Raw genomic sequence first — 22,087 nt, 5'->3', positions numbered from 1 at the left:
CCGTCCGGTAGGCGAGACGGGCCGCGCCGGATCGTGGAACCGGCCGCCGGGCCGGTCAGGGCGCCCCGGGCCCGCTCTTTCCGGGGCCCGAGCGCCGCCGGCACGGCCTCACACCCGGCAGGCCGTCTCCAGCCAGACGTCCCCGAGCGACTCCTCCAGCGGCACCTGTGTCCGCCAGCCGAGACGGTCCCGGGCGGTGCGCACGTCCGCCTGCCGCCACGGCACCGGCTCGCCCGGGGCGGGCCGGCCCTCCGGCCGCCGCTCCTCCGGCCGGTGCCCCGGCAGGTACTGCCCCGACTGGTGACCGTGGCCCGCCAGGTGGTCGCCGCCCTGACCGCCGACCTGCGCGGGCAGCAGGACCTGCCGGTTCTCCTCCACGATCGCCCCCTCGAAGCCCGACGCCCGGACCAGCAGCTGGGCGGCGTCCCGGGCCCGGACGGCATGCCCGCTGCCCACGTTGATCACCCCGGTCGCGGCCGAGACCGCCGCCGCCTGGATCGCCCGCGCGACGTCCCGCACGTCCACGAAATCCCGGTATCCGGACAGGTCCGGCATCCGCACCTGGTTCTCGTCCCGCTCCAGCGCCCGCCGCAGGCCCTCCGCGAGCCGCCCGAACAGCGAGGCCGTCGGCGCCCCCGGGCCCACCACGTCGAACACCCGCAGCACCGCCGCGTCCAGCCCGGAGGCCAGCACCAGCTCCGTCCCGGCCAGCTTGGACACCCCGTACGGGCCGACCGGCCGCGGCTCGGCCTGCTCGGACACCGGCACCCCGCCGGGCACCGGCCCGTACTCGGCGGCCGAGCCGACGTGCACCAGCCGGGCCGGCTCCCGGCTGCGCCGGATCGCCTCGCAGACCGTCGCGACGGCCAGCGTGTTCGACCGGATCAGGGTGCGCGAGCTGCCGTACGTGGCGCCCGCACAGTTGATCACCACCTGCGGCGCGACCGCGTCCAGGAAGCGGGCCAGCGCGCCCGGACTCCCGGTGGTCAGGTCGAAGCGGATGTCGGCCGAGTCGCGCCGGCCGAGCACCGTCACCTGCAACTCCTGGTCCATCAGCAGACGATCGGTCACCCGGCGGCCGATGAAGCCGTCGGCGCCCAGCAGCAGCACCCTCATCGGGGGCGTCCTTCCACGAAGCGAGGTCGGGGACGACCTGGCGGACTGAAAAACAGCGAACGAGATCTGACAGGGGTTCGTCGGGCCGGGGTCAACGGTGCGAGCCGGCCCGGCCGAGCACCGCCCAGCCGTGGGCCAGCAGCACCGCCGCGACCGCTCCGCCGCCCACCAGGACGGCCGACGGCCAGGGGCGGCCCAGGGCCAGCAGCACCGCCGTCGCGGCGGGCCCGGCCGCGGCGCCCAGCGCTGCGGCCGTCGGGCGCCCCCGCGCCCCCGCCGCCGGGCTCCGGATCGGCCGGGTCGGCCCGGTCCGCCGGGCCCGCCGAGGCTTCCCGGTCGTCACGGCCGTCACGGCTGTCCCGGTCGTCCCGGCCGCGCGCGCCGTCGGCGAGCCAGTACTCGGCGGGCCGGGCGAACGGGCGCGGCGCCCGGTTGCCTTCGCCCACGCCGCCGCCCCCGGGGAAGGCGGGGTACTGCGAGACCAGCTCCAGGTAGATCTCCCGGAAGACGCCGATCACCGGCTCGACGGCGAAGCGTTCCTGCGCCCGCAGCCGTCCCGCCAGGCCGAGCCGGGAGCGCCGCTCCTCGTCGCGCAGCAGGGCCAGGCAGGCGCCGGCCAGGGCGCGCGGGTCGCGGGCGGGCACCAGCAGTCCGGTCGGGCCGACCACCTCGCGGGCCACCCCGACGTCGGTGGAGACCACCGCGCGGCCGCTGAGCATGGCGTCGGCGAGCAGCCGGGGACTGCGCTGGGAGAGTGCGGAGAAGACGACGACGGTGCCGCTCTGCCAGGCCTCGGCGAGTGAGCCGGGCCGCCCGGCGAAGTCCACCGCCACCGCCACCCCGAGCCGCTCGGCGACCGCCGCGCAGTGCGCCAGGTAGCCGGGGGCCGTCTCCTGCCCGTGCACCACCAGGCGCGCCGCGGGCAGTTCGGCGCGGACCCTGGCGAAGGCGTGCAGCACCAGTTCGGTGTCGCGCCCGGGCTCCAGCGCGCCCGCCCAGACCAGGGTCGGCCGCTCGGGCTCCGGTCCGGCCGCCGGGCGGTCCACGGCCGGGGTGCCCTCGTAAACCACCCGGGTGCGCGCCGGGTCGGCCCCGCAGCGGCGCTGCCACTGCTGGTCGTGGGCGCTGCCCGGGGTGAGTATCGCGGCCTGCCGGTAGGTCTCCTCGGTGAGCGCCCGGAAGAAGGACAGCAGCAGCGCCCGGACCGGCCAGCGGTACGGCGCCTCGTGACTCGCCCGCTCGCCTCCGGGCGCTCGAACCCGATGCCGACGGTCGTCGCTCCGGCACTCGTCCCTCGCTTGTCGCTCCTCGCTCTCGGCACCGGCGCCCCCATCGGCTCGGGGCGGGAAGCCGAGGTACTGCTCGCGCAGGTGCAGCCCGTGCTCGGTGACGACGAACGGCACCCCGTGCAGGTGCCGGGCGACCAGGGCGGGCAGCGCGGCCGGGCCGCCGCCGACGACGTGGCACAGGTCGGCGCCGCCGAGGCCGCCGGGCCCGGTGCCGTACCAGGGCGCGGAGAGCGGGCGCAGGCACTGTTCCAGCAGGTCGGCGGCGACCAGGACGTCGCGGACCAGCGGCTGTCCGGCCGAGGTGTCCGCGCCGGGCAGCCGCCAGGTCCGTTCCAGCACGCGCCGGGCGTGGGCGGAGCCCAGGAAGGCGGGCAGGGTGCCCTCGTCCTCCCGGGCCAGCGCGGCCAGCCGGTACAGCCCGGCCCCGAAGCCGGCCCGCTCCCCCGGCAGCACCAGGGCCCGCACCAGTTCCTCGTACGCCCGGGCGTACTGGCGTCTGCGCAGTGTCCCGGGGGCCCGGCCGCGCGGGCGGCGGCCCCACAGCGCCAGGTCGTGGGCGCCCTGCCAGGCGGGCGAGAGCCGGGCGGCGGAGCCGAGTCCGGCCGGGCCGGTCAGCAGGTACAGCTCGAAGTCGTGCTCCGGCAGACCCTCGGCCAGCCGGTCGCACCAGGCTCCGGCGCCACGGTCGGGATGCGGGCGGGCACCCTCGGTGAGCAGGGCGACGCGCACGGGAGACCTCCTCTGGTTGCTACCCCCTCCGAGGGGCTACCGGAGCCGCGGGGCCGTACGCCGGGACCCGTGCTGTTGCCCGGAACCCACCGAGTGGTCCGGTGTCTGCGGCTCTCCCCCACACCTGTTCGGTCCGGCAGCAGAACGGTAGGACCGGCCTGCGGTCACCCATCGCTCACATGCCTGCGTGCCACCTGAACGAGTGAACCGCCGTGACCTCGCCCACGACCGGGGCGTTAGCGGGCGCTGTGCGCCGGGTCTCCCCGTCCGTCTCAGCGGGCGGTGGCCGCGATCAGCTCGCGCACGGCCCGGGCGACCGCGTCGGGGTGCTCCATCATCGCCACGTGCCCCGACTCCGGCAGCACCAGCAGCCGGGCGTCGGCGAAGGCCGCGCAGGCCCGGCGGGCGGAGCGGTAGGCGACCAGCTTGTCGCGCAGCCCGTACACCAGCAGCACCGGCGCCTGCACCTGCTCGGCCTGGCGCCACAGCGCCTGGTCGCCGCGCTCGGTGTACGCGGAGACGATGCCGCGGGCCGAGCCGACCAGGGCCGTCATGGCGTGCGGCAGGTCCATCCGGCGCCGGTACTCGGCCACCGCCTCGGCCCGGGCGACCGGGCTGAGGCCGGCCGGGTCGCCGTAGACCAGGCGCAGCAGGTCCTCGGTGGCCGCCTCGGCGTCGCGCCGGCCGCCGGGCAGCCGGCGCAGCAGCGCGGGCAGGCCGGGCAGGGCGAGCAGGCCGGTGGACCAGGCGGAGCGCTGCGGGGGCAGTTCGGGCAGGGCGGGCGAGACCAGGGTGAGGGTGCGGACGAGGTCGGGGCGCAGTGCGGCGAGGCGGACGGCGACGGCGCCGCCGAGCGAGTTGCCGAACAGGTGGACGGGTCCGCGGCCGGAGGCCTCCAGGTAGCCGATGACGGCGCGGACGTGGCCGGAGAGGCTGAGGTTGCCGTCGGCGGGCGGGTCGGAGTGGCCGAAGCCGGGCAGGTCGACGGCCTCGCCGTCGACGAGGCCGGAGAGCCGCTCCATCAGGGCGGTCCAGTTGGCGGCGGAGCCACCGAGTCCGTGCACGAAGAGCCCGGGCTGGCGCCCGTCGGTGCGGCCGGCGGCAATCCGGGGCGCCTCGGCGGGCCGGTGCACCGCGAGCACCGCGCCGGGGACCTCGACCGTACGTACCTGCTGCTCAGCGCTGCTCATGGTGGACGATGGTAGTGAGCCCCGGGTGGGCGGCGGCGGGGGGTGGTGCGGCTGTCCCATCCCTCGTCACACCACTGCCGGGGCCGAGGTCAGCGCCGTATTGTGGGCTCCTGACAAGGGGACCGGGCAGCTTTTCTCGCCTTCGCCGAACGCGGGCGCGGTTACCGAAAAGTAGAATCGGCCCTCTTGCCAGCCCCGAACAAGCCCGAAGTGAGGAGCGCCGTGACGGCCATCCAGGAGGCGCAGGAGCGCCCGCGCGGTGCCCGCCTGCCGCGAAGCGCCCGCCGTGAACAACTGCTCGGTGCCGCCCAGGAGGTGTTCGTCGCGCAGGGCTACCACGCGGCCGCCATGGACGACATCGCCGACCGCGCCGGGGTGAGCAAGCCGGTGCTGTACCAGCACTTCCCCGGGAAGCTGGAGCTGTACCTGGCGCTGCTGGACAAGCACTGCGACGCCCTGGTCGAGTCGACCCGCGAGGCGCTGGGCACGACCACCGACAACAAGTTGCGGGTGGCCGCGACGATGGAGGCGTACTTCAACTACGTCTCCAGCGAGTCGGGCGCCTTCCGGCTGGTCTTCGAGTCGGACCTGACGAACGAGCCGGCGGTGCGCGAGCGGGTGGAGCGGGCCTCCGAGGCGAGCGCGACGCTGGTCAGCAAGGTGATCCAGGAGGACACCGACCTGCCGGAGTCGGAGTCGAAGCTGCTGGCCGCCGGGGTCTGCGGCCTGGCCCAGATCACCGCCCGGTACTGGCTGTCGCAGGGGCTGGAGATCCCGCGCGACGAGGCGGTGCGGCTGGTCGCCAGTCTGGCCTGGCGGGGGCTGAAGGGCTTCCCGATGCACCCGGGCGACCTCACGGCGGAGGGTTCCGCTCAGCGCTGACGATCCGCTGACCTTCGCCGGGGCGGTGATCGGGTGCTCTATGGTGAAGCCGTACGGCGCGGTCGCCGCGAACGCTTGTTCCAGGCGCTCCGGTGCCCGCGCGTGGAGGCTGCAACCCCGGAGGGACGGAAGCCGTGGAGGTCAAGATCGGCGTGCAGAACACGCCGCGCGAGATCGTGATCGAGAGCTCGCAGACTGCCGATGAGATCGAGAGCGCGGTCGCGAAGGCACTGGAGGGCTCCTCGAAGCTCTTCTCGCTCACCGACGAGCACGGCCGCCGCGTCATCGTCCCGGCCGAGCGCCTGGCGTACGTGGAGATCGGCGAGCAGGCCGCCCGCAAGGTCGGTTTCGGCACCCTCTGAGGCGCCACCGCTCATCCTTCGGTGCCCCGTTCCCCACCGGGAGCGGGGCACCGTCGTGTGTACGGACGGATCGGCCGGGGTACGGCGACAGGTACGGCGCCGGTGCCGTACGCCCGTCCCCCGGGAGGCCGCCTTGTTGGTCGAATCGATCGCCTTCGCGCTGGTGGGCCTGGTCGTGGCCGCGGCCGCGCTGCTGGGCCTGCCCGGGTACTTCCGGGCCTCCCGCCCGACGGTGGCGGGGACGGCGCTGGCGGCGGCGCTGCTCGGCGGGGCGGTCGCGCACTTCTGCCTGGGCGGGCGCCACCCGGTGGTCGCGGTGGCGTTCGCGGCACTGTCCGCGGGTGTGCTCACCTCGCTGCTGGCCCGGCCGGACCTGGCCGCCGGGCGGGCCCCGGCGCACCGGCACCGCCCGCACCGGGCCGGCGCCCACCGCGCGCCGCGGCGGCACCGGCCGGCCTAGCCAGGGGCCTGCCCGTCAGGACGCGAGGCCGAGGGCGGCCATCCGCCTGGTGTGCGCCTCGGTGATCCGGTTGAACATCTTGCCGACCTCGACCAGGTCGAAGCCCTTCACGTGGACGCCGCCGACCAGCAGGTTGGACAGCGCGTCCCGCTCGGCGACGACCCGCTGGGCCTGGCTGAGCGCCTCGCCCATCAGCCGCCGGCCCCACAGGGCGAGCCGCCCGCCGGCCCGCGGGTCGGCCTCGATGGCCTGGCGGACCTTGTCGACGGCGAACTGGCCGTGGCCGGTGTCGGACATGACGCCGAGGACCAGCTCCCGGGTGTCGTCGTCCAGCCGGACGGCCACCTCGCGGTAGAAGTCGGTCGCGATGGCGTCGCCGACGTAGGCCTTGACCAGGCCCTCCAGCCAGTCCGAGGGCGCCGTCATCCGGTGGAAGAGCTCCAGCGGCTCGACGAAGGGGCGCATCGCCTCCTGCGGGTCGGCGCCGATCTCGGCGAGCCGGTCGTGCAGCCGCTGGTAGTGCTGGAACTCGGCGGACGCCATCCGGGCCAGCGCCGCCTTGTCGGCGAGGTCGGGCGCCAGCTTGGCGTCCTCGGCGAGCCGCTCGAAGGCGCTCAGCTCGCCGTACGCGAGCGCGCCGAGCAGATCCAGCACCGCCGCGCGGTAGCCCGGCTCGGCCGAGCACGTGGCCCAGTCGCCGATCGAGTCGGCACCGTCCTGCGTCTCACCATGGGTCTCCATGACCCGTCACCCTAAGGCCTGTCCTCGAACCCCCGCCGCACCGCCCGGGACAACCGGGTGACCTGCGGGATCGGCCGCTCGCGGCCCGCTCGCCGGGAACGATGTCAGACGCGTCACGTGTTCGAGTCGTCGCCTGACTGTATGGTGGTACGGAGCCCCGTCGTGTTCGCACGGTGTCGCCGCCGTCTCGGTGACCCGCACGAGCCCGCTCCCTAGCGGCGCCGTCCCCCTCGGACGTGTCCGCACCGGAGGCACGGGTACTCACGTACGCGGATGCCCGGTCGGAGAGCCGATCGGCTCCGACCATGGCTTGGACTTCAAGCCTTGGCACCGCATCAGTGGCCGAGCGAGGGCCGCCGAGACCACGCCCCCTGGCGGAGGTCCCGCGCAGGTCCCTCACGGGAACCCTCCCCGACGCCGCCGGCGACGCGCCCCGCCATCGGGCCGCGCGCACCGGCCGGCCGCAGGGACCGGCGCGGTTGTGCGTCCGCGCAGCTGTATTCGGGGCCGCCCAGGCCCGTACGCAGCCGCGCGGCTGCCCGCCCGCCGCTCGCTCTCGGCCCCTCCGAAAACGGAAGAGGCAGCACCCTGTCCACCACCGCTGAACCCATCAAGACGACGTTCCGGGATCTGGGGATCCTCCCGGAGACCGCCGAGGCGCTCGAGTCCGTCGGCATCGTCCATCCCTTCCCGATCCAGGAGATGACCCTCCCGGTCGCCCTGACCGGCCACGACGTCATCGGCCAGGCCAAGACCGGCACCGGCAAGACCCTCGGCTTCGGCCTCCCGCTGATCGAGCGGTGCACCGTGCGCGCCGACGTGGACGCCGGCCGGGCCACCGAGGAGCAGCTCTCCGACTTCCCGCAGGCGCTGATCGTCGTCCCGACCCGCGAGCTCTGCACCCAGGTCACCAACGACCTGCAGACCGCCGGCAAGGTCCGCAACGTCCGCGTGCTCGCGGTCTACGGCGGCCGGGCGTACGAGCCGCAGGTCGAGGCGCTCACCAAGGGCGTCGACATCGTGGTCGGCACCCCGGGCCGCCTGCTGGACCTGGCCGGGCAGAAGAAGCTGAACCTGTCCAAGGTCCGCGCGCTGGTCCTGGACGAGGCCGACGAGATGCTCGACCTGGGCTTCCTGCCCGACGTCGAGAAGATCATCACCATGCTGCCGGCCAAGCGGCAGACCCTGCTGTTCTCGGCCACCATGCCGGGCCAGGTCATCAACCTCGCCCGCCGGTACATGAGCCAGCCGACCCACATCCGGGCCGCCGCCCCGGACGACACCGGCACGACCGTCGCCAACATCGAGCAGCACATCTTCCGTGCGCACTCGCTGGACAAGGTCGAGATGGTCTCGCGCATCCTGCAGGCCGACGGCCGCGGGCTGGCGATGATCTTCTGCCGCACCAAGCGCACCGCCGCCGACGTCTCCGACCAGCTGACCCAGCGCGGGTTCGCGGCCGGCGCCGTCCACGGCGACCTCGGCCAGGGCGCGCGCGAGCAGGCGCTGCGCGCCTTCCGCAACGGCAAGGTCGACGTGCTGGTCTGCACCGACGTGGCCGCCCGCGGCATCGACGTCGAGGGCGTCACCCACGTCATCAACTACCAGTGCCCCGAGGACGAGAAGACCTACCTGCACCGGATCGGCCGCACCGGCCGGGCCGGCGCCTCCGGCACCGCCGTCACCCTGGTCGACTGGGACGACATCCCGCGCTGGCAGCTGATCAACAAGGCGCTGGACCTGCCGTTCAACGAGCCGGAGGAGACCTACTCCACCTCGCCGCACCTGTACGAGCTGCTGAAGATCACGCCTGGCACCAAGGGCGTGCTGCCGCGCTCGGAGCGCACCCGGGCCGGTCTCGGCGCCGAGGAGATCGAGGACCTCGGCGAGACCGGCGGACGGGGCGCCCGCCCCGCCCGCGGCGGTGGCCGTGGCGGGCGTGGCGGCTCCGGCCGCCCCGCCGTCGAGGCCCCGGCGGCGGAGGAGAAGCCGCGCCGTACCCGTGAGCGCCGCCGCACCCGCCGTGGCGCGGAGCTCGCCGAGGGCGCCGAGGGGACGGCCGCTGTCGCCGCCGCGGTGACCGAGGCGGCTCCGGCCGTCGAGGGTGCCGAGGGCGACACCGCTCCGCGCCGCCGTCGCCGCCGCTCGCGCGGTGGCGCCGCGGTGAACGAGACCGCCGCGGTGGCGGCCGAGGCCGTGACCGAGGCCGTCGCGGTCGTCGAGGCCGCCGTGGCCGTGGCGGAGCCGGTGGCCGAGGAGAAGCCGCGCCGGACCCGCACCCGCAAGCCGAAGGCCGAGGCCGAGGCCGTCGAGGCGGCCGCGGTCGTCGAGGCTCCCGCCGAGGCCCCGGCCGAGAAGAAGGCCACCCGGACCCGCACCCGCAAGCCGAAGGCGGAGGCCGAGGCCGTCGAGGCGGCCGTCGTGACCGAGGCCCCCGTTGAGGCTCCGGCCGAGGCACCGGCCGAGAAGAAGCCCGCGACGCGCACCCGGACCCGCAAGCCCAAGGCGGAGGCCGTCGAGGCCGCCGCGGCGACCGAGGCCCCGGCCGAGGAGAAGCCGGCCACCCGGACCCGCGCGCGCAAGCCCAAGGCCGTCGCCGAGACCGCCCCGGAGGCCCCGGCCGCCGAGGCCCCGGCCGCCGAGGTGCCGGCTCCGCGCAAGCGCACCCGGACCCGCAAGGCCGTGGCCACCCCGGAGACCACTCCGGAGGGCTGACACACCCCGCCCCGAGGGGGCGGACCGGGTCCCCAGCCCGGTCCGCCCCCTCGGGCTTTTCCGCGCCGCACGACGAGGACGACGCCCCGGGGCTCCCGCCCCCGGCCCGCGCAGCCTGTGCGCACGGCCGGGAAGCCGACACGCCACGCGGGCGTCCCGGCTGGTGGGGCGGGGTGCCGGGACGGCATACGCTCGGGGAGTCGCTGTCGCGGAAGGGAAGCCGTTGATGAGTACTCCGCCGTTCCTGACCCTGCCCGACTGCGCCCGGGCGGAGCGCGTGGTGACCGCGCGGGGGGAGTTCGCCGCGCTGCGGGCGGAGCCGGACGGGCCGGTGCGCGGGTCGGCGCTGCTGGTGCCCGGGTTCACGGGCAGCAAGGAGGACTTCATCGCGCTGCTGGAACCGCTGGTGGCCGCCGGGTACCGGGTGACGGCCGTGGACCAGCGGGGCCAGTACGAGACCGGCGGACCGGACGACGACGCGGCGTACACCGTCGACGCGCTGGGCGCCGACGTCCGGGCGCTGACCGAGGTGCTGGCGCAGGACGGCCCGCTGCACCTGCTGGGGCACTCCTTCGGCGGCCAGGTGGTCCGGGAGGCGGTGCTCGCGGCGGCCGCGGAGGGCCCGCTGCCCTGGCGATCGCTGACCCTGATGGCCACCGGCCCGGGGCCGATCGACCCGGCCGAGGCGGCCCGCACCAAGCTGCTGCTGGACGTCCTGCCGGTGATGACCCTGGAGGAGATCTGGCAGGTGATGCGGCAGATGGACGAGAGCAGCGGGGAGCCGAAGCCCGTCCTGGAGCCGGCCGTCGCGAAGTTCCTGCACCGCCGCTGGGTGGCCAACGTGCCGCGGGCGCTGGCCGTCACCGGCGGGCACCTGGTGGCCGCGCCGGACCGGGTGGACGAGCTGGCCGCGGTGACCGCCGGGGCGCTGCCGGTGCTGGTGCTGTCCGGGGAGCGGGACTACGCCTGGCCGGTGCCGGAGCAGAGCGGCATGGCGGAGCGGCTGGGCGCCCGCCGGGTGGTGGTCGCGGACGCGGGGCACTCCCCCAACGCCGAGCAGCCGGCCGCAACGGCCCGGGCGCTGGCCGCGTTCTGGGCCTGAGCGGCGCCGCCGAGCGGCAGCCCCACCGAAGTGGTCTCTACCACTTCCGGCGGTTCGACCGGTCTCAACGCAGGACAAAATTCGTTAGTTACGGTAATCTTTGATTCTGTCCGGGAATCATCGCCGGCCCGCACCGGGTACCGATCAGCCGAAACCCGGGCGTTACGGACGGGCAACGGCCCGGTAGCACCGCCACGACACCGTGGTTCACCAGGCATTGGACGCACCAGGCAAGCAGGGGGAGCCCTTGCCGCAGCAGACCGCCGCACGTACGACCCGCCCGATCCGGCTCCAGCGCCGGATCCGCAGGACCCCGAAAGGGCTGATACCCACTCAGCCGCAACCGCCCCGCATGCCGGGGCCCGGAAAGGAGACGCCCATGACCAAGCCCATGCGCTTCGAGATCCTCCGACTGGACGACGTCGACGGCTCCGCGACCGACCGCGTGATCGCCGACGCCGAGACCGTTCGGGAGCTCGTCCAGGACGCCGCCCGCACCGGCGAACGCCTGCTCATCCGCCCGTGCCCGACCGTCTGACCCAGCGCGGCGCCTCCGAACGGGAGGCCCCACCCGCCGCCGACGAGCCGGGAGCGTCCGATCCGGACGTACCGATACCCGACTGACGCCCCGTCACCGCGATCGCCGATGACGGGGCGTCAGTGCGTCCGGCCCCGACCCGACTTCCGGCGCCGCCCCGACTTCCGGCACCCCCCCGCCCCGGCCCCGGGACGTTTGCCGCCACCCGCCACGGGACATCCCCCAACGGGGACCGCCGCCCGTGCCGCACCCCACCCGCGCCGGCCGGGCGTCCAGCACCGACAGTGCCGCCGAGCCGTCCGTACGGGTGATCGTCCTTGACGCGGCGGACCGGAGGGAGGAGCGTTGTCGGCTATGAGGGGCGAGCCAAGCTGCCCGAGGTGCGCCGGTCGGGTCCGCGCCCCCGGTCTTTTTTCGGACACCTGGCAGTGCGACCGGCACGGAGCCGTTCACCCGATGCAGCCCGTGCTGCCCCCGAGCGTGGAAGCCCTGGGCGTCGCCGTCGCCCGCTCGCAGGTCCCCGTCTGGCTGCCCTGGCCGCTCCCGGTCGGCTGGCTCTACACCGGCATCGCCCACGTCGGCGACGACGTCTCCGGCGCCCGGGCCACCGCCGTCGCCTGCTCCGGGCCCGCCCCGCTCGGCGGCTTCGGCGAGCTGGTGCTGGTCGCCGAGGAGCTCGGCGTCGGGCTCGGTGCCCGCTACGCCGGACTCCCGGGGCCGGACCCGGGCGACTCGGTCGGCCTGTACAAACCCGCCGACGCCAAGCTGATGGCCGCCGGGCGGCCCACTCCGATGTTCCACGTCCCGGACGCCCCGGCGGACCGCGCGGTGTTCGTGGGCGAGGCCCGCGGGCTCTGGATCTGGGCGATCGCCTGGCCCGAGCAGTCCGCCCTGGTGATGTACGACGAACTGGTGCTCACCGACCTGCGCGAGGCCGGCGCCGAACTGGACCTGCTGCCCTGCGGGGCGCTCTCCCCCCGGCTGCTGGGCTGACCGCACGACAGCCGGACGGCCTATCCTGGGCGGCACCCCGAGCTTCCAGGAGTCCGCCCCGTGCGCATCGACCTGCACGCCCACAGCAACGCCTCCGACGGCACCGACAGCCCGGCCGAGCTGGTCGGGGCGGCGGTCGTCGCCGGCCTCGACGTGGTCGCGCTGACCGACCACGACACCGTCGCCGGCCACGCCGAGGCCGCCGACGCGGTGCACGCGCTGCCGGACGGCACCCGGCTGACCGTCGTCCCGGGGGCCGAACTGTCGTGCGTGGTGGACGGCATCAGCATGCACCTGCTGGCGTACCTGTTCGACCCCGAGGAGCCGGAGTTCGCGCGCGAGCGGGAGCTGGTGCGCACCGACCGGTTCCGGCGCGGCCGGGCGGTCGTCGAGCGCTGCCGGGAACTCGGGGCGGACATCAGCTGGGAGCAGGTGCAGCGGATCGCCGGGGCCGGCTCGGTCGGGCGCCCGCACATCGCCAGCGCGCTGGTCGAGGCGGGTGTGGTCGGCACCGTCTCGGACGCCTTCACCCCGGACTGGCTGGCCAACGGCGGCCGGGCGGACGTCCGCAAGCACGAGACCGACCCGGTGGCGGCGGTCCGGCTGGTCCGGGCGGCCGGCGGGGTGCCGGTGTTCGCCCACCCCGGCGCGGTCAAGCGCGGCCGGACGGTCCCGGACCAGGTGATCGCCGACCTCGCGGCGGCCGGGCTGGCCGCGCTGGAGGTCGACCACACCGACCACGACGAGGAGACCAGGCGGCGGCTGCGCGGCCTGGCGGGCGACCTCGGCCTGCTGGTCACCGGCTCCAGCGACTACCACGGCGGCCGCAAGACCGTCCGGCTCGGCGAGCACACCACCGACCCGGAGGTGTACGAGGCGCTGCTCGCCCAGGCGACCGGGGCGAAGCCGATCACGCGCTGACGGCGCGTGGTGTCGCGCCCCGGCGTACCGGAGCGCGGTCAGGGCGTGTGGGCAGCGCCGTACGCCCTGACGTTGGTGCGGCCGGCCGGGGTCGGGATGTCAGTCGAGCTTGACGCCCCGCCGCTGCGGGTCGCGCAGGTCGGTGCCCTGGTCCAGCCAGCGCTCCTGGAGCGCGGCCGCGCCGTGCACCCGCTTCCAGCCCGCCTCGTTGGGCGTCATCGGCAGCAGCGGCAGGAAGCGCACCGGCTCGGCGGGCTCGGCCAGTTCCAGGTCCTCGACCAGGCCGCCCGGCTCGGCGGCCAGCACCGAGGTGAAGGGGGCGCCGTCCCACAGCGGGGCGCCGAGGTCCAGCGAGCCGCCCGGGGCCACCACCAGGCCCTCGACCTGCGGGGTCGCGGCGAAGGTGGCCAGGCTGCGCAGCACGCCGTCGCGTCCTCCGCGCACCGTCAGCACCAGTTCGGCGCGCGGTCCGCGCAGCTGGTCGGCGACCAGCGCGGTCGGGTCGGCCATGGGAGCGGCGGACATCCCGAGGGTCGCGTAGCGGACCAGTCCCTCGGCGTCCGGGCCGAAGCGCAGCACCTCGATCCGGTCGGTGCCGAGGAAGGTGACGGCGGCGCGTCCGCTCGGCTCGCCGAAGGTGGTGATCAGCCGGGCCTCGACGGCGGCCAGCACCGCCTCCCGGGAGAGTTCCGGGGAGCTGCCGCCGTGGGGGTCGCCGAAGGACGGGAAGTCGTGCGCCATGCCGGTGAGCGTAACCCGCGCGGTCCGCGCGTCCGCGCGGGGGCGTACGGGCGGGGCCGGGAAACCCGCGGGCGCCGATGCTCGGTCAGATGTTAGGGTGAGCGACTGGCCACCGGGATCGTTCGTCCCGGGGCGGCGGCGCGAAGGAGGTGGTTGCGGTGGATACCGGCCGACCATGCAGTACCGGCAGCTCTGCCCGGACCCGACTTCCCCGCATCCCCCGCCCCTCCGGCCTCAGCGGCTGATCCAGCCGTAGTTGCCCAGGGCGCGGGCCGGCGGCGGACGGACCGGCCGGGAGAGCACCCCTCATCCCTTTTCACCGGTGTTCCGCGCCGTCGCACCACGGCCCTGCCCCGCGGCCCTACCGCGCCGCCGTGCGACGGCTCCTCTCCCAGGGAGCCTGTCATGTCGATGATCAACAGCCTGCGTGCCGCCGTCCGCACCAACCGCCGCCGGGGCGCCGCCGGGGCGTACGACGCCGTGCCGGAGGGCAGCGGCTCGGCGGTCGTGGACTGCGCGGTGTACCAGCACGGCCGGCGCAACGGGGAGACCTGCAGCCCGCGCGAGGCCGCCCGCCGGGTCAAGGCGGCGCACCAACTCCCGGACAGCAGTGGGTCGTTCAGCTGGATCGGGCTGCACGAACCGACCGGGGCCGAGTTCGAGGGCATCGCCCAGCGCTTCGGCCTGCACCCGCTCGCGGTGGAGGACGCGGTGCACGCGCACCAGCGGCCCAAGGTGGAGCGCTACGACGACGTGCTGTTCGCCGTCTTCAAGACCATCCGCTACGTCGAGCACGACCAACTCACGCCCACCAGTGAGGTGGTGGAGACCGGTGAGCTGATGGTCTTCGCCGGGCGGGACTTCGTGATCACCGTGCGGCACGGCGGCCACGGCTCGCTGCAGGAGCTGCGGCACCGGCTGGAGGCGGACGCGGACGAGGCGGGGCTGCTCGCCAAGGGCCCGGCCGCGGTGCTGCACGCGATCGCCGACCACGTGGTGGACAACTACCTGCTGGTCGCCGAACGGCTGCAGAACGACGTGGACGAGATCGAGTACGGCGTCTTCTCGGCCAAGGGCGCGCGCAGCGCGGACGTCGGTCGGGTGTACCAACTCAAGCGCGAGGTACTGGAGTTCAAGCGCGCGGTGGCGCCGCTGCTGCGTCCGATGCAGCAGCTGTCCGAGCCGCTGCAGCGGCTGGTGGACCCGGACATGCAGAAGTACTTCCGGGACGTCGCCGACCACCTGGCCCGGGTCACCGAGCAGGTGCACGGCTTCGACGAGCTGCTGAACTCGCTGCTGCAGGCGAACCTGGCGCAGGTGTCGGTCGCGCAGAACGAGGACATGCGCAAGATCACCGCCTGGGCGGCGATCTTCGCGGTGCCCACCATGATCACCGGTGTGTACGGCATGAACTTCGACTACATGCCCGAGCTGCACCACGCGTACGGCTACCCGATGGTGCTCGGCGCGATCACGCTGATCTGCATCGGGATGTACCGGGGCTTCCGCCGCAACGGCTGGCTGTAGCGCCCGCGACGCCCGCCCGCCTGCTGCCTACCTGCGCCCGCCGCGGGCGACCAGGACCAGGCCGAGCAGGATCAGCACCACCGCCGGGTAGGCGGCCGCCGGGGGCCACTGGCCGAGCCACAGGGCGGCGATCAGGGCCGCGCCCGGGGTCTCCAGCAGGATCGCGGTGGAGGTGATCGACGGACCGAGGTTGCGCACAACCCGGTTGCTCAGCGAGTGCCCGAGCAGCTGCGCGGTGACCATCAGCAGCACGATCTGCCACCAGGCACCGGCCGACCAGCCGGACAGCCGCGTCCCGGTGACCAGACAGATCGCCAGCAGGCCGACCGCCGTGGTGGCGTAGCAGACCAGGGTGTACGCGGTGGTGCTGACGGCCCTGCGGACCTCGGCGCCCAGCAGCATGTACCCGGCCGCGGCCAAGCCCGCGGCGAGGGCGAGCGCGTCGCCGAGCAGCGCGCGGGGGGACATCGAGAGGTCCACGCCGGTCAGCACCAGCACGCCGGCGAAGGCGACGACGGTGCCGAGCCAGACCATCCGCGGCGCGCGGACGCCGAACAGCCGCATCAGCAGGATCGTCCACAGCGGCGTGGTGGTGACCAGGGCGGTGGCGGAGGCCACCGAGGTCATCCGCAGGCTGGGCATCCAGAGCGCGAAGTGCACCGCGAGCAGTGCCCCGGCGGCGACCGCGAGCAGCAGTGCCCGGCGGCCGATCCCCCGCAGTTCGGCGCGGTGGCGCAGCAGGGCGTACGGGCCGAGGGCGCCGACCGACATGACGTTGCGCCAGAAGGCGATGGCCAGTGCGGGCGCGGCGGTGGCGGAGATCAGCGGGCCGGAGAAGGAGATGCCACCGATCGAGACGGCGAGCAGCAGCAGGTCGAGGGTGGGGAGCGGCTGCGTGGGCCGCGGGTCGGCGGCGGTGGCAGGGGCGGGGGCGGTCGCGGGCCGGGCGGCGGGCACGGCGCTCCTTCGCTGGTCGCGGTGGTGGGGCGGTCATACGGTAAGGCCCGTGGCCCGCCAATGGAACTGTCGCCCGGAGGATAAGACGTCCGGGGACATCCGGCGGACGTCCGACGGGCCGCACGTGGACATCCGGCGGACGGGCGGAGGCCGGAAACCCGTACGCTGTCCGCCATGGACCGCAACTCCGCCGCCACGACCGCCGACGACTTCCTCGACCAGGCCCTGCTGGAGGAGGCCGCGAAGAAGTCCGGACTGCTGTGGGTACGCGCGGACGGCGAGTCCCAGGCCCGCCCGCTGTGGCACGCCTGGCACGACGGCGCGGTAGTGGTGGTCGGCGACGGCACCGAGCAGCCGCTGCACGGCCTGACCGCGGGCGCCCGGGCCGTGGTCACGGTGCGCAGCAAGGACAAGGGCGGCCGGCTGACCGGCTGGGACGCCGAGGTCGTCGAGCTGGCGCCCGAGGGCGAGGCCTGGCTGGGCGCCGTCGAGGAGCTCAAGGGCAAGCGACTGAACGCGCCCGACACCGACACGATCGCCGAGCGTTGGGCACGCGAGTGCCGGGTGCTGCGGCTGCAGCCGGCCGGAGCGCTGACCGAGCGTCCGGGCGCGATGCCGGACGGCTCGCACGCCGCCCGTCCGATGCCCACCCCGGCCACCACCCGCCGGCCGATCCCGGCCGGGCTGCCCAAACTGCTCCTCAAGCGCCGCTAAAGGTTCACGCCGAGTACGCCCGTGACCGCTAACGTGCCCCACCGGGCCGGGCGTACGCCGCACGGGTAGCCTTGGCCGAACGTGCGCCCCGGCGCATGCCGGACGGAGTCGAGCGAGTCGAGGGAGTTCATGGCAGGGCCAGGCACCCGGGTCTTCATCTCCCACCTCTCCGCCATCGCGGTCTTCGACCCCAACGGCGACCAGGTCGGGCGGGTCCGGGACGTGGTCGTCTCGCTGCGTCTGGGCGGCCGCCCGCCGCTGGTGCTCGGTCTGGTGGTCGAGGTCGTCGCCCGGCGCCGGATCTTCCTGCCGATGACCAGGGTGACCAGTCTGGAGTCCGGTCAGGTGCTCACCACCGGCCTGATCAACCTGCGCCGCTTCGAGCAGCGCCCGGCCGAAACCCTGGTGCTCGCCGAGCTGCTGGACCGCACCGTCACCTGGACCAAGACCGGGGAGGACGTCACCGTGCTGGACGTCGGCATGGTGCAGACCCGGCTGCGCGAGTGGGAGGTCAGCAAGGTCTTCGTCCAGGTCGGCCGGGCCTCCCGGCTGCGCAAGGGCAAGGGCGAGCGGCTCACCCTGGACTGGCAGGACGTCACCGGCTTCTCGCTGCCCGAGCAGGACCAGGGCGCGGCCAACCTGCTCGCCACCTTCGAACAGCTGCGCCCGGCCGACCTCGCCAGCGTGATGCACCACCTGTCCGCCAAGCGCCGCGCCGAGGTGGCCGCCGCGCTGCCCGACGAACGGCTCGCGGACGTCCTGGAGGAGCTGCCCGAGGACGACCAGGTCGAGATCATCGGCAAGCTCCAGGAGGAGCGGGCGGCCGACGTCCTGGAGGCGATGGACCCGGACGACGCCGCAGACCTGCTCTCCGAGCTGCCCGGCGACGAGGCCGAACGGCTGCTCGGGCTGATGGAGCCCGAGGAGGCCGCACCGGTCCGCCGCCTGCTGTCCTACGAGGAGGACACCGCCGGCGGTCTGATGACCACCGAGCCGATCGTCCTGGAGCCGGACGCGACGGTCGCCGAGGCGCTGGCCCGGATCCGGATCCGCGACCACAAGCCCGCGCTGGCCGCCCAGGTGTACGTCTGCCGACCGCCGAACGAGACCCCGACCGGCAAGTACCTGGGCACGGTGCACTTCCAGCGGCTGCTGCGCGAGCCCCCGTACGTCCTGGTCGGCGAGCTGGTGGACGACGACCTGGACGCGCTGCCGCCGGACACCCCGCTGTCGCTGGTCACCAGCTACCTGGCGACGTACAACCTGGTGGCCGCGCCGGTCGTGGACGAGGCGGACCACCTGCTCGGCGCGGTGACCGTCGACGACGTGCTCGACCACCTGCTGCCCGAGGACTGGCGCGACGCCGACTTGCACGCCGGGGACGACGACAGAGAGGAGATGCACGGTGGACGGTGACCGCAACGCACGGCCGAGCGACTCCGCGCGCCGGCGCCTGCAGGGGGAACTGCGGGAACTGCGCCAGCTGCGCGAACTGCGCACCCGTGAGGGCGGCGGCCGGGACCGCCTGGAGACCTCCCCCATCACCGGATCCAACCGCGTCCGGCTCGACCAGCCGCGCACCGCCCGCCCCGGCCTGCTCACCCTGCCCTCCTACGACCCCGAGGCCTTCGGCGTGCTGTCGGAGCGGATCGCCCGCTTCCTCGGCACCGGGCGGTTCATCGTCTGGATGACGGTGGTGATCGTCGTCTGGGTGCTCTGGAACACCATGCTGCCGCCGGCCGCGCGCTTCGACGAGTACCCGTTCATCTTCCTGACCCTGGTGCTGTCGCTGCAGGCCTCGTACGCGGCGCCGCTGATCCTGCTGGCGCAGAACCGGCAGGACAACCGGGACCGGGTCAACATGGAGCAGGACCGGGCCCGCAGCGACCGCAACATCGCCGACACCGAGTACCTCGCCCGCGAGGTCGCCGCCCTGCGGCACGGGCTCGGCGAGGTGGCGACCCGCGACTTCATCCGCTCGGAGCTGCAGTCGCTGCTCAAGGAGATCGACGAACGACGGGACGCCGCCGAGTCCTTGTGACCGGCGGCACGCTACCGGCCGGTTAAGCAGTACGCCCGGCGCCGTACCATCAAGGCATGGCCAACGAGACAGAGGTCGCGGCCGGCGTCACGGAGGACTCCGTACGTCAGGCGCTGGCGACCGTCAACGACCCGGAGATCAACCGTCCGATCACCGAGATCGGCATGGTGAAATCGGTCGAGATCGCCGAGGACGGTGCGGTGCGCGTCGCGGTCTACCTGACCGTCTCCGGCTGTCCGATGCGCGACACCATCGTCACCCGGGTCCGCGAGGCGGTCGGCAAGGTCGCCGGCGTGACCGGCGTCGAGGTCGAACTCGACGTGATGAGCGACGAGCAGCGCAAGGAACTCTCCCAGCTGCTGCGCGGCGGCGCCCCCGAGCGGGAGATCCCGTTCGCCAAGCCGGGCACGCTGACCCGGGTCTACGCCGTCGCCTCCGGCAAGGGCGGTGTCGGCAAGTCCTCGGTGACGGTCAACCTGGCCGCGGCGATGGCCGCGGACGGGCTGAAGGTCGCCGTCGTGGACGCCGACATCTACGGCCACAGCGTGCCCCGCATGCTGGGCGTCGAGGGCCGGCCCACCCAGGTCCAGGACATGATCATGCCGCCGCAGGCGAACGGCGTGAAGGTCATCTCGATCGGGATGTTCACCCCGGGCAACGCCCCGGTGGTCTGGCGCGGCCCGATGCTGCACCGCGCGCTGCAGCAGTTCCTCGCCGACGTGTGGTGGGGCGACCTGGACGTCCTGCTGCTGGACCTGCCGCCCGGTACCGGCGACATCGCGATCTCGGTGGCGCAGCTGGTCCCCAACGCGGAGATCCTGATCGTCACCACCCCGCAGATGGCCGCCGCCGAGGTGGCCGAGCGGGCCGGCACCATCGCGGTGCAGACCCACCAGAAGATCGTCGGCGTGATCGAGAACATGTCCGGCATGCCGTGCCCGCACTGCGACGAGATGATCGACGTGTTCGGCACCGGCGGCGGCCAGACCGTCGCGGAGGCGCTCACCCGCACCGTCGGCGCGACCGTGCCGGTGCTCGGCTCGATCCCGATCGACGTCCGGCTGCGCGAGGGCGGCGACGACGGCCGTCCGGTCGTGCTGGCCGCCCCGGACTCCCCGGCCGGCGCCGCCCTGCGCGCCGTGGCCGGCAAGCTCGGCGGCCGCCAGCGCGGGCTGGCGGGGATGTCGCTCGGACTGACGCCCAAGAACAAGTTCTGACCGGACGCGAACACCGGACGCGCCGGGAGACACGGACTCAGGGGCCGGGTGGTGACCACCCGGCCCCTCGGCGTATCCACGGGCGCTACGGCCGGGTGTATCCGCTCAGGTCCGGGACGGTGGAGAAGCCGATGCCGTAGGCGCTGACGCCCCGGCCGAAGGCGCCGAGCAGCACGCCGGGGGCCTCGCCCGCGAGCACCCAGCCGTACTCGGACTCGCGGTAGCGGAAGGGCTGCGGCAGGCCGTTGACCGGCAGGCTCAGGGTGGACCAGCCGGGGCCGGCCAGGTCGTCCGCGAGGTCCCAGGCGAGGGTGCTCTGCTGGTCCAGCCAGTCCTGGCGCAGCGTGCGGTCCAGCTGGCCGGGCCAGGTCGCGGCGAGCAGGCCGGAGCCGGCCAGCCAGGCGGCGGAGGAGGCGGAGGTCGCCTCCAGGGTGCCGGTGTTGTCGGCGCTGCGGCGGCTGCCCCGGCGGGCGACGGTGACCACGACGGCGAACTTCCGCAGGTCGCGCGGCTCGAACTGCCGGGCCGGCTCGTCGCCGTGGCCGAGGGTGCCGTAGTCGACGCCGGCCGCCCCGGCGCGGGCGCCGCCGGCGCCGGCCTGCATCAGGAAGCGGCGGCCGGTCCAGCCTTCGTCCAGGCCGTACCAGGGGAAGTCGGCGGACAGGTAGGGCAGCAGCGGGTCCGCCGGACCGGCCTGCCCGCCGACCACCGGGCCGCCGGCCGTGGCCGTCGCCCCTCCCGCCTGACTCGTCGCGTCCATCCCCGGGCCTCCTCAAACGCACGTGTGCCTGCCGTGGCGCGCTCCCATGGTGGCGTACCTCGGCGTTCCCGGGGGCCGTTCCTGGTCCGCGCGGACGCGGATGTGACGGACGGCTCAGCGGGAACAATCAGCACAATAGCGGCGCACACGCCACCGCCCCGCTCAGCCGGGCGGCCGGGCGGGGCGGTGGCGCCGGGTGGGGACCCGGTGCGCTCAGGTGGCGTCGGGGTCGAACGGGGGCCGCTCGCCGGGCTGCAGGGGGGCGCCGGCGGAGGCGGGCGCCGGGGCGGCCTTGTCGAAACCCACGCTGCCCGCGCGGCCGTTCACCGGCGCGGCGGGCTTGTCGTCCAGGACGGAGCGGATGTCGAGCGAGTCCTTCATGCCCTTCAGGCCCAGCGGGTCCTGCTCGTCGCCCATCAGCTGCTTGCGGACGAAGGTCTTGGGGTTGAGGTCCTCGAACTCGAAGTCCTTGAACTCCGGGCCCAGCTCGCTGCGGATGTCCTCCTTCGCGGTGTCGGCGAAGGAACGGATCTTCCGGATGAAGCCCATGGTGTCCTGGATCAGCTTCGGTAGCTTGTCGGGACCGAAGATGATGATCGCCATCACGATCAGGGTCAGGATCTCCAGCCCACCTACGTCGCTGAACAACCTTTGCTCCCTAGCTCGTCGGACGACGGTTCCTACAGCGTAATGGCCACCGGCGGGTCCCTGGTCCACAGCGGGATGAAGCCGTGGTAAAGACCGGCCGGTGGCCCGGGCAAACGCTGTTCTAGCGGATCTGCTGGCGCAGGGCGGCGATGTTGCCCAGGAAGCGCTCCGGGGACGAGGACGGGTTCGGGTCGCGGTCGGCGGCCACCGGGCGGCCCGGGAAGTCCACCGGGACCTGCGCGGTCATCGGGACCAGACCGGTGCGGCCGCTGGTGCCGCTGCCGCCGACCGGGCTGACCGTGGTGCCGTGCTGCTCCTCGCCCTGGGTGAGCCCGCCGCCGACGCCGCCGAGGGTCACCGCGGCGACCGAGAAGGCGCCCGCGGCGGCGAACACCAGCCGGCGTCCGCGGGCCGCCGAGGGGCGGACGGCGGCCGCGGCGGGCT

General features: G+C 74.6%; 21 protein-coding genes and 1 pseudogene. 13 read left to right on the top strand and 9 right to left on the bottom strand.

What is annotated here, in order from left to right; genetic code table 11:
• Positions 1-108 precede the first annotated feature (108 nt).
• The 3 genes from HS99_RS20215 to HS99_RS20205 all read right to left on the bottom strand — a co-directional run bounded on the left by HS99_RS20215 (position 109) and on the right by HS99_RS20205 (position 4,324).
• Positions 109-1,116: an NAD-dependent epimerase/dehydratase family protein gene (locus HS99_RS20215; RefSeq protein ID WP_030287470.1), complete on the bottom strand. Its 1,008-nt coding sequence runs from the start codon at positions 1,114-1,116 to the stop codon at positions 109-111.
• Entirely contained in the window at positions 1,113-3,134 is a 2,022-nt protein-coding gene (locus tag HS99_RS20210; RefSeq protein ID WP_063737899.1) for a DUF3492 domain-containing protein, read from the bottom strand. Before HS99_RS20210 ends, HS99_RS20215 begins: the two co-directional genes overlap by 4 nt.
• Before the next feature lie 272 nt (positions 3,135-3,406).
• A complete protein-coding gene (locus tag HS99_RS20205) occupies positions 3,407-4,324 on the bottom strand; it encodes an alpha/beta fold hydrolase (RefSeq protein ID WP_033347674.1) in 918 nt (305 codons plus the stop codon).
• Between the two features lie 222 nt (positions 4,325-4,546).
• Here HS99_RS20205 and HS99_RS20200 point away from each other — a divergent pair, with 222 nt between their 5' ends.
• The 3 genes from HS99_RS20200 (at position 4,547) to HS99_RS20190 (ending at position 6,028) form a co-directional block, all read left to right on the top strand.
• Positions 4,547-5,206, top strand: a complete 660-nt coding sequence (locus tag HS99_RS20200) for a TetR/AcrR family transcriptional regulator (protein ID WP_046386135.1) — start codon at positions 4,547-4,549, stop codon at positions 5,204-5,206.
• 134 nt (positions 5,207-5,340) lie between these two features.
• Positions 5,341-5,568: a DUF3107 domain-containing protein gene (locus tag HS99_RS20195; protein ID WP_030287462.1), complete on the top strand. Its 228-nt coding sequence runs from the start codon at positions 5,341-5,343 to the stop codon at positions 5,566-5,568.
• Between the two features lie 133 nt (positions 5,569-5,701).
• Positions 5,702-6,028 (top strand): hypothetical protein, encoded by a 327-nt coding sequence (locus tag HS99_RS20190; protein WP_063776500.1) that lies wholly within the window; start codon positions 5,702-5,704, stop codon positions 6,026-6,028.
• A gap of 15 nt (positions 6,029-6,043) precedes the next feature.
• On the opposite strand, the gene HS99_RS20185 is transcribed toward HS99_RS20190, so the two are convergent.
• Positions 6,044-6,769: a ferritin-like fold-containing protein gene (locus HS99_RS20185; RefSeq protein ID WP_030287457.1), complete on the bottom strand. Its 726-nt coding sequence runs from the start codon at positions 6,767-6,769 to the stop codon at positions 6,044-6,046.
• Positions 6,770-7,471: 702 nt separating this feature from the next.
• Here HS99_RS20185 and HS99_RS20180 point away from each other — a divergent pair.
• From HS99_RS20180 to HS99_RS20165, 5 genes are all read left to right on the top strand, one after another.
• Positions 7,472-9,484, top strand: a complete 2,013-nt coding sequence (locus HS99_RS20180) for a DEAD/DEAH box helicase (RefSeq protein ID WP_043387848.1) — start codon at positions 7,472-7,474, stop codon at positions 9,482-9,484.
• Between the two features lie 226 nt (positions 9,485-9,710).
• On the top strand, positions 9,711-10,586 hold the full coding sequence (locus HS99_RS20175; RefSeq protein WP_030287453.1) for an alpha/beta fold hydrolase: 876 nt from the start codon (positions 9,711-9,713) through the stop codon (positions 10,584-10,586).
• A gap of 391 nt (positions 10,587-10,977) precedes the next feature.
• Complete coding sequence (locus tag HS99_RS45080; protein ID WP_094742985.1) at positions 10,978-11,124, top strand: DUF8834 family protein; 147 nt, start codon at positions 10,978-10,980, stop codon at positions 11,122-11,124.
• A gap of 354 nt (positions 11,125-11,478) precedes the next feature.
• Positions 11,479-12,117 (top strand): DUF6758 family protein, encoded by a 639-nt coding sequence (locus tag HS99_RS20170; RefSeq protein WP_063736192.1) that lies wholly within the window; start codon positions 11,479-11,481, stop codon positions 12,115-12,117.
• Between the two features lie 60 nt (positions 12,118-12,177).
• A complete protein-coding gene (locus HS99_RS20165) occupies positions 12,178-13,038 on the top strand; it encodes a PHP domain-containing protein (protein WP_030287448.1) in 861 nt (286 codons plus the stop codon).
• Between the two features lie 99 nt (positions 13,039-13,137).
• On the opposite strand, the gene HS99_RS20160 is transcribed toward HS99_RS20165, so the two are convergent.
• Positions 13,138-13,779, bottom strand: a complete 642-nt coding sequence (locus HS99_RS20160) for a suppressor of fused domain protein (RefSeq protein WP_078939048.1) — start codon at positions 13,777-13,779, stop codon at positions 13,138-13,140.
• Between the two features lie 405 nt (positions 13,780-14,184).
• Between HS99_RS20160 and corA the strand changes: the two genes are divergently transcribed.
• A complete protein-coding gene (gene corA / locus HS99_RS20155) occupies positions 14,185-15,306 on the top strand; it encodes a magnesium/cobalt transporter CorA (RefSeq protein ID WP_030287444.1) in 1,122 nt (373 codons plus the stop codon).
• 27 nt (positions 15,307-15,333) lie between these two features.
• On the opposite strand, the gene HS99_RS20150 is transcribed toward corA, so the two are convergent.
• Entirely contained in the window at positions 15,334-16,263 is a 930-nt protein-coding gene (locus HS99_RS20150; protein WP_043387846.1) for a DMT family transporter, read from the bottom strand.
• 174 nt (positions 16,264-16,437) lie between these two features.
• Between HS99_RS20150 and HS99_RS20145 the strand changes: the two genes are divergently transcribed.
• From HS99_RS20145 to HS99_RS20130, 4 genes are all read left to right on the top strand, one after another.
• Positions 16,438-16,977 (top strand): pyridoxamine 5'-phosphate oxidase family protein, encoded by a 540-nt coding sequence (locus HS99_RS20145; RefSeq protein WP_030554386.1) that lies wholly within the window; start codon positions 16,438-16,440, stop codon positions 16,975-16,977.
• A gap of 129 nt (positions 16,978-17,106) precedes the next feature.
• Entirely contained in the window at positions 17,107-18,393 is a 1,287-nt protein-coding gene (locus HS99_RS20140) for a magnesium transporter MgtE N-terminal domain-containing protein (RefSeq protein ID WP_030287437.1), read from the top strand.
• Between the two features lie 109 nt (positions 18,394-18,502).
• Complete coding sequence (locus HS99_RS20135) at positions 18,503-19,018, top strand: DUF1003 domain-containing protein (protein WP_046386574.1); 516 nt, start codon at positions 18,503-18,505, stop codon at positions 19,016-19,018.
• 56 nt (positions 19,019-19,074) lie between these two features.
• Positions 19,075-20,235 carry an Mrp/NBP35 family ATP-binding protein gene (locus tag HS99_RS20130; protein WP_030287433.1) on the top strand — a complete coding sequence of 387 codons (1,161 nt, stop codon included), beginning with the start codon at positions 19,075-19,077 and terminating at the stop codon, positions 20,233-20,235.
• Between the two features lie 85 nt (positions 20,236-20,320).
• Here the strand turns inward: HS99_RS20130 and HS99_RS20125 are convergent, their stop codons facing one another.
• The 3 genes and pseudogenes from HS99_RS20125 to HS99_RS20115 all read right to left on the bottom strand — a co-directional run.
• Complete coding sequence (locus tag HS99_RS20125) at positions 20,321-20,995, bottom strand: hypothetical protein (protein WP_030287431.1); 675 nt, start codon at positions 20,993-20,995, stop codon at positions 20,321-20,323.
• Positions 20,996-21,208: 213 nt separating this feature from the next.
• Positions 21,209-21,643 (bottom strand): sec-independent translocase, encoded by a 435-nt coding sequence (locus HS99_RS20120; protein WP_030287429.1) that lies wholly within the window; start codon positions 21,641-21,643, stop codon positions 21,209-21,211.
• Positions 21,644-21,764: 121 nt separating this feature from the next.
• A pseudogene (locus HS99_RS20115) lies at positions 21,765-22,087 on the bottom strand (hypothetical protein); the annotation flags it as partial.

It is taken from the genome of Kitasatospora aureofaciens, from assembly GCF_001188955.3.
GTDB classification, from domain to species: domain Bacteria; phylum Actinomycetota; class Actinomycetes; order Streptomycetales; family Streptomycetaceae; genus Kitasatospora; species Kitasatospora aureofaciens.
This window is presented reverse-complemented; position numbering and strand designations above follow the sequence as displayed.